At 36.2% G+C, this 15,470-nt stretch carries 11 protein-coding genes, 8 tRNA genes and 2 pseudogenes; 6 read left to right on the top strand and 15 right to left on the bottom strand.

Translation table 11 applies throughout. From position 1 onward, the window contains the following. Positions 1–310 precede the first annotated feature (310 nt). Positions 311–381, top strand: a tRNA-Cys gene (locus HSISS2_RS00355). Positions 382–569: 188 nt separating this feature from the next. Here the strand turns inward: HSISS2_RS00355 and HSISS2_RS00350 are convergent. From HSISS2_RS00350 to HSISS2_RS00310, 8 genes and pseudogenes are all read right to left on the bottom strand, one after another. Beyond that, complete coding sequence (locus HSISS2_RS00350; RefSeq protein WP_002888341.1) at positions 570–998, bottom strand: MarR family winged helix-turn-helix transcriptional regulator; 429 nt, start codon at positions 996–998, stop codon at positions 570–572. Between the two features lie 132 nt (positions 999–1,130). Then, complete coding sequence (locus HSISS2_RS00345) at positions 1,131–1,361, bottom strand: GlsB/YeaQ/YmgE family stress response membrane protein (protein ID WP_008536220.1); 231 nt, start codon at positions 1,359–1,361, stop codon at positions 1,131–1,133. 19 nt (positions 1,362–1,380) lie between these two features. Next, positions 1,381–2,622, bottom strand: coding sequence for an aminopeptidase (locus HSISS2_RS00340; RefSeq protein WP_021144821.1), 1,242 nt, complete (start codon positions 2,620–2,622; stop codon positions 1,381–1,383). Between the two features lie 168 nt (positions 2,623–2,790). Then, a pseudogene (locus HSISS2_RS00335) lies at positions 2,791–7,183 on the bottom strand (PolC-type DNA polymerase III). A gap of 622 nt (positions 7,184–7,805) precedes the next feature. Next, the gene (locus tag HSISS2_RS00325; protein ID WP_004182153.1) at positions 7,806–8,618 is read right to left on the bottom strand and encodes a hypothetical protein; all 813 of its coding nucleotides are present in this window, start codon (positions 8,616–8,618) and stop codon (positions 7,806–7,808) included. Continuing rightward, the gene (locus tag HSISS2_RS00320; protein ID WP_042767162.1) at positions 8,615–9,271 is read right to left on the bottom strand and encodes a hypothetical protein; all 657 of its coding nucleotides are present in this window, start codon (positions 9,269–9,271) and stop codon (positions 8,615–8,617) included. The genes HSISS2_RS00325 and HSISS2_RS00320 overlap by 4 nt, the downstream gene beginning before the upstream one ends. A 430-nt stretch (positions 9,272–9,701) precedes the next feature. Further along, positions 9,702–9,956, bottom strand: a complete 255-nt coding sequence (locus HSISS2_RS11535) for a hypothetical protein (RefSeq protein ID WP_021144817.1) — start codon at positions 9,954–9,956, stop codon at positions 9,702–9,704. Positions 9,957–10,504: 548 nt separating this feature from the next. After that, positions 10,505–10,957 carry a helix-turn-helix domain-containing protein gene (locus HSISS2_RS00310; RefSeq protein ID WP_021144816.1) on the bottom strand — a complete coding sequence of 151 codons (453 nt, stop codon included), beginning with the start codon at positions 10,955–10,957 and terminating at the stop codon, positions 10,505–10,507. A gap of 319 nt (positions 10,958–11,276) precedes the next feature. Here HSISS2_RS00310 and HSISS2_RS00305 point away from each other — a divergent pair, with 319 nt between their 5' ends. From HSISS2_RS00305 to HSISS2_RS00285, 5 genes and pseudogenes are all read left to right on the top strand, one after another. Beyond that, positions 11,277–11,750: a hypothetical protein gene (locus HSISS2_RS00305; RefSeq protein ID WP_008536210.1), complete on the top strand. Its 474-nt coding sequence runs from the start codon at positions 11,277–11,279 to the stop codon at positions 11,748–11,750. 40 nt (positions 11,751–11,790) lie between these two features. After that, entirely contained in the window at positions 11,791–12,987 is a 1,197-nt protein-coding gene (locus tag HSISS2_RS00300) for a replication initiation factor domain-containing protein (protein WP_021144815.1), read from the top strand. Between the two features lie 2 nt (positions 12,988–12,989). Then, on the top strand, positions 12,990–13,379 hold the full coding sequence (locus HSISS2_RS00295; protein ID WP_021144814.1) for a hypothetical protein: 390 nt from the start codon (positions 12,990–12,992) through the stop codon (positions 13,377–13,379). A 55-nt stretch (positions 13,380–13,434) separates the two neighbouring features. Then, on the top strand, positions 13,435–13,629 hold the full coding sequence (locus tag HSISS2_RS00290) for a DUF3173 domain-containing protein (protein ID WP_021144813.1): 195 nt from the start codon (positions 13,435–13,437) through the stop codon (positions 13,627–13,629). 3 nt (positions 13,630–13,632) lie between these two features. Continuing rightward, positions 13,633–14,765, top strand: a pseudogene (locus tag HSISS2_RS00285) (tyrosine-type recombinase/integrase). 73 nt (positions 14,766–14,838) lie between these two features. On the opposite strand, the gene HSISS2_RS00280 reads toward HSISS2_RS00285, so the two are convergent. The 7 genes from HSISS2_RS00280 to HSISS2_RS00250 form a co-directional block, all read right to left on the bottom strand. Then, a tRNA-Leu gene (locus HSISS2_RS00280) sits at positions 14,839–14,922 on the bottom strand. Positions 14,923–14,931: 9 nt separating this feature from the next. Then, a tRNA-Gln gene (locus tag HSISS2_RS00275) sits at positions 14,932–15,003 on the bottom strand. A 7-nt stretch (positions 15,004–15,010) separates the two neighbouring features. Next, positions 15,011–15,083, bottom strand: a tRNA-His gene (locus HSISS2_RS00270). Positions 15,084–15,094: 11 nt separating this feature from the next. After that, positions 15,095–15,165: transfer RNA gene (locus tag HSISS2_RS00265), tRNA-Trp, on the bottom strand. A gap of 5 nt (positions 15,166–15,170) precedes the next feature. After that, positions 15,171–15,251: transfer RNA gene (locus HSISS2_RS00260), tRNA-Tyr, on the bottom strand. Positions 15,252–15,264: 13 nt separating this feature from the next. Further along, positions 15,265–15,337: transfer RNA gene (locus HSISS2_RS00255), tRNA-Phe, on the bottom strand. Positions 15,338–15,340: 3 nt separating this feature from the next. Then, positions 15,341–15,414: transfer RNA gene (locus tag HSISS2_RS00250), tRNA-Met, on the bottom strand. Positions 15,415–15,470: the final 56 nt, after the last annotated feature.

Below are 15,470 nucleotides of genomic sequence, written 5' to 3'. Positions count from 1 at the left end.
GATAAATTTGGTTCAACAAACATCCCTGGCATTTTTGCTGCAGGTGACTGTACTGATAGCGCCTACAAGCAAATCATTATCTCCATGGGATCTGGCGCTACAGCAGCTATTGGTGCATTTGATTACTTGATTAGACAATAATCAAAACTTACGTGTTAGTAATCTGTCTGCAACAGTTATAATTACTATAAAGAGGTTGACTAAATTTCAGCCTCTTTTTTGAATATACGTAGCTTTAATAGTCCAATCGCCTATTTGATGAAAGAGACTTGACGAATCATTCTTTTTTCGATAGAATGGTATTTGTTATGGCGGTATAGCCAAGTGGTAAGGCACGGCTCTGCAAAAGCTTGATCGTCGGTTCAAATCCGTCTACCGCCTTCATAATTTGAGGACACCTAAGGGTGTCTTTTTTTGCTATAATCGCATAAAAAATCCCCGAAGCCAGAAGCTTCAGGAATCCATAAATCATAAACTAATGAGCATATCTAATAGCAGCTATCTTAAAGATACACTCTCAAACTTTAATCAAACTAAGATTGTAATATTTAAAACACAAATAAATATGTTCAGACATTCTTAAATTTTTTCAGGAGCTCCACCAGCTGTGTTTGTTCTTCAGAAGTCAAAACGGAAAAAGTCTCCTCAATTGCTCGTTGATGCGGTGGAATTGCTGCTTGAATGATTCGACGGCCCTCATCTGTCAAATCAACCTCGAAAGCTCGCTTATCCGTTGGACAAGCTTGTCGACTCAACCAGCCCTTTTTCTCCATATTTTTTATGACAACAGTCATATTACCAGAAGTGGCAAGCATGCAATCAATTAATTCACCAATCTTCATACGTCCCTTGGCATTTAACACATCCATAACTCCAAATTGGGTTGGTGTTAAATCAAATTCTTTAAAAGTCTCAGAGACCTTGGCATCAATGGTACGAAAAGCCTTACGCATAACAACCATACTCTTGACAGCCATGTTTTTATCTAAGTCGCTCATTTATAGTCCTTTCCAAATAGATGCTGTATTTATTACTCTACCACAGTTTATCTAAAAGTGGTATATGAAAAAGAAGAAATAAGAAAAAGAGTTCTTAGATATCTAACCAACACCTCAGAACTCTTTCATTTACTAACTATTACGATTCCAAAAAAGAGCCAATAAAATCACCGCACCTAATACTGAAGGAACAATAGCGGTGCCTGCTAGCATCGGTCCCCAATTTCCAAAAAGAAGTTGCCCAACAAAAGCACCAAGCCATCCTAAAAAGGTCTTACCAATACAGCCCATTCGCTCACCTCGGTTTGAAATAGCAGAGGCAATAAGACCAATTAGAAAACCAACTATCATACTTCCAATCATAAGAATTCCTCCTTCTTACTTAAATTACCCAATCACCATTTCGGAAGATTGGTACACGACTACCATCTTGACGGATACCATCAATATCCATTTGATTTGAACCAATCATAAAATCTACGTGTACATCTGAACGGTTAAGACCAGCTTCCTTAAGCTCCTCTTCTGTCATGTCTGCTCCTCCCTCAACACTGGTAGCATAGGCTGCTCCAATAGCTAGGTGGTTGGAGGCATTTTCATCAAAAAGGGTATTAAAGAAGGTAATACCAGACTGCGAAATAGGACTTGGATCTGGTACCAAGGCACATTCACCTAGAGCACGCGCTCCATTATTGTTGAAGACAAGATTTTTCATCACTTCATCACCTTGGTCTGCTGTAACGTCTACAATCTCACCACCTTTAAAGGTTACCTTGATTCCCTCAATAATATTGCCATTGTAACTTAGAGGCTTTGTACTTGAGACATAGCCATCTGCACGACGAAAATCTGGTGCCGTAAAGACTTCTTCGGTTGGCATATTAGGTAGGAAGCCTTCACCCTGTGCATTAATTGCCCTTGCAGATTCCCAAACGTGATTTTTGGGTAATCCTAGAGTTAAATCTGTTCCAGGTGCTTGGTAGTGTAAGGCTGAGAATTGTACCTCATTAAGTAGGCGTGCTTTAGCATCTAAACGATCAGCATGTTCCTTCCAGGCACGTACAGGATTCTCTTCATAAACACGACAGGTCTTGAAAATTTGGTCCCAAAGTAAATCTACAGCTTCCTCATCACTCGAAGCATCAGGAAAGACCTTCTTAGCCCATTCTTTGCCAGCTGCAGCAGCTACAGTCCAACTAACTTTATTAGACTGAGTTGCCACCTGCATAGGTTTAAAGGCCACCCCAGTAGCCTTAGCATGAGCAGATAGACGTTCAGGAGCTACACCATTAAGGGCCCCTGGATCAGAAGAACGGACCCCTAAGCGGCTTGCCTTCTTGTCTAGCAAATATTCCATCTCAGCTTTTTTATAGGCAGGAACCTCTTCAATTCGGTCCATACCAGCATGCAAAAATCGTTCTCGATTAATGATATCATCCGACCATTGAACAATTACCTCAGCTGCTCCTAGAGCATAGGCCTCTTTAACTAAAAGATGAGCTAGCTCTGCTTGCTCTACATCTATACTCAAGGCCACCGTATGACCAGGTTGTACATTAATCCCATTGGCAACCAATAATTTAGCATATTTTTCAAGATTTTCTTTAAAATGTGGTAAAACCATAATCAACTCCCTGAAACTATAATTTTCTAACAGTATACCATAAGACTAAGAAAAAAGTTTCCTCACAGCTTTAATCTTGCCTTACCCACTACAGTTGGCAAGAAAAATAAAAAAGAGAACAGAGACTAACTCCATCCTCTCAAGTTTATGCACGACTTCTTTTAGCTCCTAAAAGAAATCATCAAAAAGACTTAACTGATTATCTTCTGGCATATTGCCTAGGATTCCCATTTCATCTAGCTTTTCAACCAAAGTGGATGAAAGGCCTCCTCGTTTACGCAATTCTGTTTTAGAAAGGAATTCTCCTTCCTCACGTGCAGCAACTACCTGCTTAGCAACATTCTCGCCCAAACCTTCAAGTGCAATAAACGGTGGAATCAAGGTATCTCCCTCAATCAGAAATTCAGTTGCCTGACTTTTGTAAAGATCTAACTGACCAAAGGTAAAGCCACGTTCTAACATTTCATTGACAATTTCAAGGGTCGTAAACAAATCAATTTCCACATTTGTCGCTTCATTTCGTTGACGCTTTTCTTTAATATCTTCCATTCTCGCTTTAACAGCATCAAGCCCTGCAGACATAGTCTTAAGTTCAAAAGCTTTGGCACGGATAGAAAAGTAGGCACAATAGTAATAAATAGGATGGTGTACTTTGAAATAAGCGACACGCAGGGCCATCATAACGTAGGCTGCCGCATGGGCTTTCGGGAACATGTACTTGATTTTTCCACAAGATTCAATATACCAGTCTGGAACATTATTTTCACGCATAGCCTGAATATAGCCATTACGCTCTTCTTCAGAAATCTTCAACCACATTCCCTTACGCACACGTTCCATGATGGTGAAGGCCATCTTAGGATCTAATCCCGCATGCATTAGGTATACCATGATATCGTCACGACAACCGATAACGGTTTTCAGAGTGGCAATACCTTCCTTGATCAAATCTTGTGCATTACCCAACCAAACGTCTGTACCATGAGACAAACCAGATAACTGTAAGAGTTCCGCAAAGGTCGTCGGATGCGTCTCATCGACCATACCACGAACAAAGTTAGTCCCAAACTCAGGGATTCCCAACATTCCCGTTGGTGTCCCAATCTGTTCAGGTGTTACACCTAAAATATCGGTACCTGAAAAAAGCTTCATTACATCTGGATCATCTGCTCGAATATCTTTGGGATCAATTCCCGATAAATCCTGCAACTTACGAATCATCGTCGGATCATCATGTCCCAGAATATCAAGCTTCAACACGTTCTCATCAATATCGTGGAAGTTAAAGTGAGTCGTTTGCCAAGCAGCAGTCACATCATCGGCTGGATATTGGACGGGGGTAAAATCATAGACATCCATATAATTTGGAATAACAACGATACCACCTGGGTGTTGACCTGTACTTCGCTTAACCCCAGCAGCTCCCATGGCCAAACGATCGACCTCGGCATCACGGTAAAACTTATTGTAATCACGCTCATAACCCTTGACAAAACCATAAGCCGTCCTATCTGCAACAGTACCTACTGTTCCAGCACGAAAGGCATATTGCTCACCAAAAATATCTCGAACATCTAAGTGGGCTGACGGCTGATCATCTCCTGAGAAGTTCAAATCAATATCAGGAACCTTGTCCCCATCAAAACCTAGGAAGGTTTCGAAAGGAATATCTTGACCATCTTTCTTATACTCGGATCCACATTCTGAACACTTCTTATCAGGCAAATCAAAACCAGAACCATAAGAACCATCTGTGATGAACTCAGAATGTTGACATTTAGGACATAAATAATGAGGAGGCATAGGATTTACCTCAGTAATTCCTATCATTGTCGCAACAAAACTAGAGCCAACAGACCCTCGAGAGCCAACCAAGTAACCACGTTCATTTGAACGGTTAACCAACATCTGTGAAGCCAGATAGATTACGGCAAAGCCATTACCAAGAATTGAAGACAATTCTTTCTCAATCCGTAGGTCAATAATATCAGGTAGAGGATTACCGTATAGCTCAAATGCTTTAGCATAAGTCATCTCAGCAACTTGCTCCTCCGCACGATCAATAAAAGGCGTGTACAAGTCTTTTTTGACAACCTCGACCTCTTCAATTTGGTCAGCCATAGCCTGCGTATTCGTTACTACAACCTCATAGGCCAACTCTTTCCCCAAAAAGGCAAAGTCATCTAGCATCTCGTTGGTTGTTCTAAAATGTGCTTCGGGTAAAGGAGCCGGTTTAGCATTTTCTCCCTTACCAATCGGCCTATTAATCATGGCTCCTTGTCCCAAAGCACGAACAATGATTTCACGATAAATGGCATCCTCAGGATTGATATAATGTACATTTCCGGTAGCAAGTACAGGCTTGTCAAGACGATTAGCAACCTCTATCAAATCCCGAATCAGCTGTTCTACAGTTGCCTCATCCTTAATTAAATCCTTTGCAATCAATGGCGCATAAATTGCCGGTGGCATAACTTCAATAAAGTCATAATATTTAGCAACTTCAACTGCCTTTTCAATACCATGAGACAAGAGCGTATCAAAAACCTCACCGTCCGCGCAAGCAGAACCTACAATGATTCCTTCACGATACTCATCTAAAACCGTACGAGGAATACGGGCTACTCCCTCAAAATATGATACATTTGATAGGCTGACCAATTTAAAGATATTCTTCAAACCAGTTTGATTCTGAACATAGAGCGTCGCATGTTTGACACGAGACTTTTTATACGAATCCTCAGAAACCAACTCCGTGTTCAACTGTTCCAGATTAGTCAAACCATGCTTATCAAATACATCTTTAATGAAAATAAACAACAAACGACCCGTAGCTTCCGCATCATAATTGGCCATATGGTGGTGATCCAAAGCTACACCAAAACGTTTGGTTAAAGGTCCCAAACCATGACGCTTATACTCAGGATAAAGATTTCTAGCAAATTCCAAAGTATCAATAACCGGTTGTGAAATTGTTGGTAATTGATTTCTTTCATAATTGGCATTCATAAACCCAACGTCAAAGGTCGCATTGTGGGCTACTAGCACCGTTCCCTGACAAAAAACTTGAAACTCCTGTAATACTTGTAACAAAGGTTTGGCACCTTTAACATGATTGTCAGTAATACCAGTCAATTCAGTAGTAAACGCAGACAAGGGGTAACCTGGATCAATAAATTCATCAAATTGCTCAATAATATTACCTTTATGCATTTTTGATGCCGCAATCTGAATCAAATCATTATGAACAGCAGACAAGCCCGTCGTTTCAACGTCAAAAACAACATATGTTGCTTCTTTTAATTCCAATTCCTCAGAATTATAAACAATAGGAACCTTATCCTCAACAAGATTAGCTTCAAGACCAAAAATAGCTTTAATCCCTGCTTTTTTAGCCCTATGGTAACCATGAGGAAAACTCTGAACATTGGCATGGTCAGTTATAGCAACTGCTGGATGCCCCCAAGAGGCCGCTGTATCAATAAGCTCCTCAACGGTAGGCATCGCATCCATAGTTGACATATTGGTATGAGCATGGAATTCAACACGCTTTTGTCCCTCAGGCATCAAATCCTTACGAGGTGTATGAGAAATCTCCTTAATATCTTGTACATTCATCGTCAAACTATGTGTATAAGGATTATTCTCAATACGTCCTCGAACCCTTACCCAGTTTCCCTTTTTAATCATATCGAACTTAGCGAGCTCTTCACTATCCTTCGCCCAACGTTGCATCGCAAAACTTGAAGTATAATCAGTTACTTTAAAATTAATGATAATACGTCCTGTCTTCGTTTCACGTTGTTCAACATCAAAGATATATCCCTCAAAGACAATTCTGTTTTCTTCAGAATTAACATCAATCATCGGGGTTATCTCAGCCTTATCAAAGCTTGCCTGACGTTGGCTTTGTTTCTCGGTATATCTTGGACTCTGCTCAAGTCGAGAAGTTGATACTGGTTCACTTTCAACAATAGATTGAAGAACTTGTTTGGCTTGAGATTCAGCTTGCTCTTGCAAGGAAACTTTATTTGTTTCATAAGCCGTTTCGAAAGAAGAAGATACATCTTTATCTTCAATAACGGAAACTTTAACATCAGACAATCCAACATTTGAAAGAACATTAGAAACTAAAAAATAAATCTATCCTGAACATTCTCTCTAAAAATATGAGATGGAGCTTTAACGAGAATTTCTTTATTAAAAAATTCAACACTGAGATTGGAGAATAAAGAATAAAGGGAAAAATGTGAAACTTTTAAAGACTCTAAAGCATAAGAAAAATAGAAAGATAGTAAGTCATTATCACAAGACGATGACTCCAAAATAAACTCATAAGAAACTTCTGCACCAAGGGTATTAAAAGTAGACTGAAGTAACGAATTAAAAGGTTAAAGCCCTCACTTGACAAAACATTTTGAAAAGTAAAAACAAAAAACCAACGACGTTTTGATTTTGATAATTTTACAGAGTGAATAGAACCATCTTTAATTTCATTATAAGTTTTATGATCCTTAGGAAAACGAATTTGTTTTAAAAGAAGCTGAAATTTATCAGACATAAAAAATGACTCCTATATACAAAAAACACTCCTCATGGAGTGTAACTTATACCGGCGGCCGGGGTCGAACCGGCACGTCCTTGCGGACACTGGATTTTGAGTTACATCACTACATTATTTAAATCTTACAACCTTGATTTAATAGGATTTTAAGCCTTTTGAATCTTGCAAAATAGACTCATTTTTCAAATTTTAGTAACTTTTTGGTAACACTCCATACCTTATCGTTCTAAGAGCATCATCAGAGAATAGACGATATTTCCCAACAGGTTATATTCATCCAGAGGTATTCAAGACACTTGTACGATTATTTGAGGTATGTGAAATATTAACAAACTAAACATAAATTAGGTCTAGTTTTTGTATAAATGACTCTAATATTTTTCTTTTAGATAATTCCTAAAGCATTTTTTACTACTCTAATACCATCATCAATACTTCCGGCATACTGAATGTTTTGTTTAGCTTGGTCAATTTGAAAATCTGAAACAAATGTTCATGGTGTCAAACTTTGACTATCAAATCCATTCGAAACTATAAACGTGTATTTCCCAGTCCAATCTTTTTCAACAGTTAATGTAATCATTTTATTTTCTCCTTTAATTAGGGTAAGTGTTTTTTATTATTTTAACAAAAATAACTCTTTAGCCCAAGAATTTGATAATTCATTTTCTAACAAAACTTTTTCTTGCCATATACCAGAATATTTTAATCCACAATCTTTAGCAGAATTTTTATGATTCCCATTTATATTTTCAGGCATAAGCGCTGGTATCTCTTTCCATACACTTCTTGATTTACCATTCATTGTTAATACTCTGTCATCGTGAAAATTAAAAGTTCCATATCCTTTTTCTTGAGGTAAAAATGATAAGTTTTCACTTGGGATATAAAGCATATTTGATTGCAAATTACTCATATGGTCGCAAGAATGAGGATGAAATGGATACATATTTTGCAGAGATTCTTTATCATTCATCATATTACCAATTTGCAAATAACCATAAATGATATTTAGATCCGGGGCATCTTTTTTAAAATGCAATGTTCCGTTGTAAATATCTCCTTCGGTTTGTCTAAACCATCCGAAAAATAGAAAAAGATCCCCGATAGAAACATTTTGATTTCTTAATAATCCCTGTGAGCTTTTAATTTGACCAAATGCTGCTCTCCAGTTAGAAACAGGAGTATTCCTAAGATTTTCTCTTATATCTGGATCAAGATGACAATTATAATGATTTGTTTTATCTTCTTTCCCTTTTAGTTGTCTTAAGATATCTGAAAATAATACTCCGTTATAGTTTAAGTCGTCAAAAGAGATACTATCAAACTTGGCAGGTATTGGCAATGAAAGTAGCGTCCCATCAGGTAATATAGGACTCGGGATGGAACCATTGGATGAATCAAATCCCTTTCTTGATAAAATTATTTTCACAATTCTTTTCCTCGTATAAAGAATGGATGATAAGGCAAATCCATTACTTTGTTTTGTGAACCTAGTATAGTTTCAGCAAATTCCATTAATTCTAACACATCAGTAAATCTCTCTTCCGAATTATAAAATCCATTTTTAGCATTCCATCTTGGGAATGGTTTCCCATTCATTCTTGCTCGTTCTCCCATCGGAAAAAAGTCTAAAATTTCTTTAGGAATTTTAAGTGGAGACTTACCAAAATAATTAAAACGGTCTGCAAGAATCACTATTTCATTCATAAAACTTGATTGGTTTAATCCATTCTTTTCAATCAGCCATTGATAAGTATAAGCATCTCTTCTATTATTAGATTTTGGAGATAGTAAATATTCTTTCATTGTTAAAATTTCACTAATTTTAGCAACAAAAATTAGATGATTATATTTTGGAGTGATAAACATTCCTTGATCATCTCTCCATTTTTTCCCATCATTTGAATGCCCTGCTACAGCCATTATGTAAGCATCTACCGACTTAGAGTTTATTTTATCCGCCCAGTTCTTTTTAATATTTCTTCTTAACTGAAGCATACACCCTCCTTCGGTAAGAAGATTGGGAGTTGTATCATAATTTTCTGTAAAAACACAAGGATTGATACCATAATCATGAGTCATTCTATAGCAGTAAAAAATGGTTTGTTTGTCCACTCTTTTATCTCCTTCTCTCCAAATTTTTTTGTATTCTAATTAAATATAGTATATCAAAAATGCTTTTTTGAAAAAAGGAATTATACAATTTTGTAAATATATGTTAAAGATAGTCTAACGTTCCCATATCCTCAAGGAATAACAAGGGAAAAAGTTGCACTATTATTTGACAGGTATGGTGAATTAACACAAATAGATTCCTAGTAATCACTAATAGGAAAAAATTGGTAACTCAACAGAAAATAGAGAAAAAAAGACAAGGTCCTGAAACCTAGTCTATAACACTATATTGGTGGCCAGCGTTGAATCAGCACATACTTCCGAATACTAAATTTTGAACTTAATGTTTATATTTTTTTACTCAAAATATCTTAATTTAATAATGTTTTAGAATCTTTTACTTTCTTTTTCCTAATAATTTCTCTGAATCGTTTATAAAGATTGATAGTAATTCACCTTTCTTAGTTGACTTACTCCCTAGGTCCTTTCTCATCTCATTCATCACTTCTTCAACAGCATTCAGTAATTCTTTAGGTTCTAGTTGTTTATTACCTTCTAAAGACTTTTGTCTAAAATCATTCCACTTTTTAACTACCTTAGGTGAGCCCCAAAGTGATAGTTTGCTATTGAAATCATTGATATCCTTAATCATCTCTTCATTAGAATATACAAAATCACCTTTTCCACTTAGAGAAACTTTGTGAATCACTGTAAATAAGTCGGAGTATGGTCCCTCTCTTTTAGTAGCTAAATATTCCCTTTTTTATTCCTTTGTTCTGAATATCTCGAATAAAATGAATTTAATAGGGTAATTGAACCTGTTATTAATGCTACTAATACTACAACATCCACACTTGAAGTCATATTTTGTAAGTACGTAACGACACCTTGAATAAAAGTCGGAACATTATCATACAAGTATAGTGCTATATAATAAATATCAACCATTAGAAAAAGGATAAGGCAATAATTCCATTTTTTATTTTTAGGGTATTGTTGCCAATATAATTAGCCAATATAATTGTTAATATAAAACAAATCCAAAATAACATATTACTCTCTCGCTTTAATATTATCTACACTGTCAATTTCATATCTACATTTTTTAAGATAAAGTAAACTAATAACAAAATCTAAATGTAAAATCATTCAACAAAAATATACTAATCTTTACCTATTGAGACTTAATCTTATAAACCATCAATCTGCATTAAAATAATCAGAAACCTCTTTAAAGAGAGTCTGTAATATTTCTTGCTCCTCTTCATCTAAATTGTTTTCAGAGACTAGCTCATCCAAATACTTAGGTAGAGTAGAATGGTTTTTAATTCCATTCATGACAATTGCAAATTTCAGATCATCTAGTTCAGTTTTATTAAACCCTTTTAGCTTCTTCAAATCAATTTTAGTGATTGGATGTGGGACAACATCTAGAGTACTGTAAATGGTTTTTCCTAATAAGTAATCTGTCGTGGTATCAAATAATTTTGCTAATTTGACAACGGCTTCTAAACTAGGCTCTAAAGTTCCATTTTCCCAACGAGAATAAGTACCTTGTTGTACATCGATCATCTCGGAAACTTGTACCTGAGTTAATTTCTTACTCTTTCTCAGTTCCTTAAGACGATCTCCAAAAGAATTATTATTAAACATTGTTTCCTCTTCAATATTCGATTCTGTATATTTTGTCTTGACAAAATATTCTAAACGGTATAAAATAGAATTATTCCATAAGGAATATTTATTTTGAGATTGAATATTCCATTGAGAATATTATAGCATAAAAGGAGGTAAAAACGTATGTAACTAGTAGTCGATTTAAAAATTTTAATAAAGGAGGTAGGATTCGACAAAATAAAAAAATCTTGAAACAAATGTGCCGTTCGTTCCAAGATCAAAACATATTATGTAACAATTATACCACAGAAAACTCTTCAGTTGCACAAGAAATTTTCGGAGGTTTCACAAAAAGATGACCAATAAAGAGTTAGTCAATCAAATTTCTGGCCTAAACTCTACCTCTACTCTTAAAAACTGGATTCAACTGATTAAAGAGATAAGTGGCAAGGAATTTAAGAAAATTAAAGTTCCTATCAGTAGAAATCCCAGAACTCATCAATTAAGTTATACAGTTGCCTATGACTTTACAGACGAAGACCTTAGACAATTTCAAAAGTTAGCTAACCTAAAACTTGAAATAGGTCTCAAAAAGGCTATACAAGCCGTATTTGGGAGTCTACCAGACAATGAGCAAGAATCCCTAAACCAAGTAATAGATGAGCTCTACGATGAACTGAGCGCCTTAAAACAGGAATTTAAGCGAGAAATACGACTGATACAAATTGAGAATACCAACCTAAAAAAGAGAATCCAAGATATTGAAGAGTCGATGCAAACCGGCTTACTAGGGTTTGTTAACAAGAGGTCAAAAAATAGGTTCGGCTAATAGCGAGTTTTCGGCTGAGCCAGGAGGCAGAAAGCCGAAAATGAGCGTAGATGCGGACGGACCATTTTTGACCGATAGGGTGTGTAGTAACACCACCCTCTGCAAGTTAGGTGTACCATCGAAAAAATTCAGTATTACCAAGGGTTTTGGAGATTTTAAGGGTGGCAAAATTAGGCAAAAAGTTGAATCAAAATCTATGGCAAAAAATGAGCATTTACGTTCTGTATTTGACTGGATTCAAATTCAGTTTGATAAGACTGAATTTTCGCCAAAAGAAATAATCGAAGATATCCTATTTCTTGACTTTGACCTATTTATTGAGAATAAGGGGAGCCTTAAATACTATAACTATGATAGCCAGCTTCATTATGGGAATATCCGTATCTACTATGGATCGAAAGAGTCGTCCTACATGCTTGTCATGTCAGGACAGGCACTAGAGTTCTATAGAGATATGGTATTAGATCCAAATAGTCTCTCCGAAAGACAGTTTCTGAACAACCTCTACTACAATTACATTCATTTTTCAGTAAGACGAATTGATATTGCAATAGATGATTTTAATGAAACACCCTATTTCACTCCTAATCAACTTCTAAAGATTTGTCAGAAGAAACGCTTTCTATATGGAAAAAGCACCTACTACAATACCTACGGAGATGAAACGATCGGTCAGACCTTATATTTAAGAAAACCCAATGATGATGAAAGACTTAGAATTTACGATAAGCGCTTAGAACAAGCTGAAAAGCTCGGGATCAGCAAGCGGTATATAGAAAATTGGATAAGAACTGAGTTAGAACTTAGGAAAGAAAAAGCTCACTACTTCATTCAAGAATGGTTGCATTCGGAAATAGATCTTCTCAACTTTACCAAGGGATATCTCAAAGAAAAAGTGAGGTTCTATAGTGATAGTCACTTCTCAAAACCTTTGAGATCTTGGGAAAAGTTTTTAGGTCACTCAAAACCTGTCTCTATCATTATTTCAAAACCAAAAACAGAACTAGAACAAAAATTAGAATGGTTTACCTATAAAGGTTCCGGAGCTATTCTAAAAGCGTATAAATTTCTATACGACAATAACTTACTGCATGAGTATGAGAAGACTAACTATCTCGCACTCAACAATATGGAATATCCACCAGATTTAGCAAGTGGATTAATAGAAAGGGCAATTCTCTTTAAAAGAGAGGATTTGATCCCTACAATCAAAGAAAATATCAAAAGGAGAAATTAATTATGGCAAAAATGCTTTCACAAAATGACTGGAATTTTAATAACATTGGAACAAAATTTGAATTGGATGAAGTTATTCCAAAATTTGAAACGGAAGTCCGAGCAGATGCAAACGGAGAAATTATCAAAAACCGAGATGGTAGTGAGAGACGTTTTAATACCGATAAAATCATTGGTTGGAAATACAATGTAACAATCAAGGATGGACAATTCAAAAAGAAATCAACCCAAGTCTCAGTAGACAATCCAGATGCCTTGGTTGATAATGACTATATCCAAGCGATGGACGAGGTACCAGTAACATTTGACAATTTACAAGCTACTATGATTAGTTCGACAATGTATTACAAGGCGGATGCTATCCATTTAGTAGATGTAAAACAAAATAAGTAAAAGCCAAGGGGAGATACCCCTCCCCTTACTTAATCTAATTAGAAAAGGAGATCACATGATTAAAACTGTAACAAAAGATGACCTTATCGAACTTGGCTTTGCTCCAGGAACTGCAAGAAAGATTATCCATACCGGCAAGGTACTATTAGTGAATCGTGGTTTTAATATCTACGATAACAAACGGATTGGTACAATTCCAGCCAGTGTCGCTGAAGAACTACTAGGAATTGAACTCCAGAAAGAAGCATAATGAATGACTATTCGTAAAACTAAAAGTGGTAAATGGACCGTTGATGTTTCTAATGGTTTCCACCCAGTCACACAAAAAAGAATACGTATCATTCGAAAAGGATTAAAATCTAAAAAGGAAGCACTAGAACTAGAACAACATATTCGAGTTGTAGAATTAAAAGAAAAACAATTTGACTTTGTAGTAACAACAGATATGTTATTCCAGTTGCTTGAAGAAGACGATTTGAAAAATGGCAGAAAAATAAGCTATACAAGTACACAAAGAAACAATTATGAGCGTCATATTAAACCATATTTTAAAAATACAAATTTAAATAAATTAACGTATGACCATATATTCGAATTTCGTGAATACCTAAAAACAAAACCTAAAAAACAAAATGAAAATGAAACTTTAAGTTATAATACAATTAATAAAGTTCTAATTCTACTTAAAAAAATTTTTGACACTGGTATAAGAAAATCCCTTATTGATAAAAATCCTGTTGAGAATCTGAGAAAATTACCAATTAGGAAGCCTAATATCAAATTTTGGAGTATAGAAGAATTCACGAGATTTAGAGAACTTATTCAAGATGATGAAACAAGCTATGACCTGTTTTTCGTAATTGCTTTCTTTACTGGGATGAGAATGGGAGAAATACTCGCATTGAACTGGAATGATATAAATCTTTTAACAAATACAATTTTCGTTACCAAAACGGTATACTTTGTCAATAATACAAGCTACATTAATACAACAAAAACACGATCAGGAACTAGAAATATAACAATAAATCAGAAATTAGCAGAAATGCTAATAGATTGGAAAGTAAAACAAAAAGAAAAACTTGAGGAATTTACGAAAAATACTGAAGAACTACAAATAATACAGAGTACACCAATAACAATTACAAAAATATGATTGATAAGAAGTTTAAGCAAATACTAGAAAGGGATAAAGATTTAAAGAAAATAAGAATTCATGATTTGAGACACTCTCATGCATCATTACTTATAAATCAAGGAGAAGATTATCTTGTTGTCAAAGAAAGATTAGGACACGCATCTATTACAACAACAATTGATACTTATTCTCATTTGTACCCTAGCAAACAGAAAACATTGGCTAATAAACTTGATGATTTATTTTAAAATGGAAAAAATTGGTAACTCGACACACAACAAAGAAAAAAGACAAGGTCCGAAAACCTTGTCTTTAATACTATACCGGCGGCCGGGGTCGAACCGGCACGTCCTTGCGGACACTGGATTTTGAGTCCAGCGCGTCTGCCAATTCCGCCACGCCGGCAAAGTATAACTGGGGTAGCTGGATTCGAACCAACGCATGAGGGAGTCAAAGTCCCTTGCCTTACCGCTTGGCTATACCCCAAAGTATAGGCGAATGAGGGGAATCGAACCCCCGAATGTCAGAGCCACAATCTGATGTGTTAACCACTTCACCACATTCGCCATTATATTAACACGGGCAGTAGGAATTGAACCCACACTGAAGGTTTTGGAGACCTTAGTTCTACCTTTAAACTATGCCCGTTACTATGGAAGGGGAGGGATTCGAACCCCCGAACCCGAAGGAGCGGATTTACAGTCCGCCGCGTTTAGCCTCTTCGCTACCCTTCCAAATATAAATAAATGGCGCGAGACGGAATCGAACCGCCGACACATGGAGCTTCAATCCATTGCTCTACCAACTGAGCTACCGAGCCAAATTGCGGGAGCAGGATTTGAACCTACGACCTTCGGGTTATGAGCCCGACGAGCTACCTAGCTGCTCCATCCCGCGATAAAAATTAAGGAGGATGTGGGATTCGAACCCACGCACGCTTTTACACGCCTGAC

Source organism: Streptococcus sp. HSISS2 (assembly GCF_000448665.1).
In the GTDB taxonomy this organism is placed as follows: Bacteria; Bacillota; Bacilli; order Lactobacillales; family Streptococcaceae; genus Streptococcus; species Streptococcus raffinosi.
This window is presented reverse-complemented; position numbering and strand designations above follow the sequence as displayed.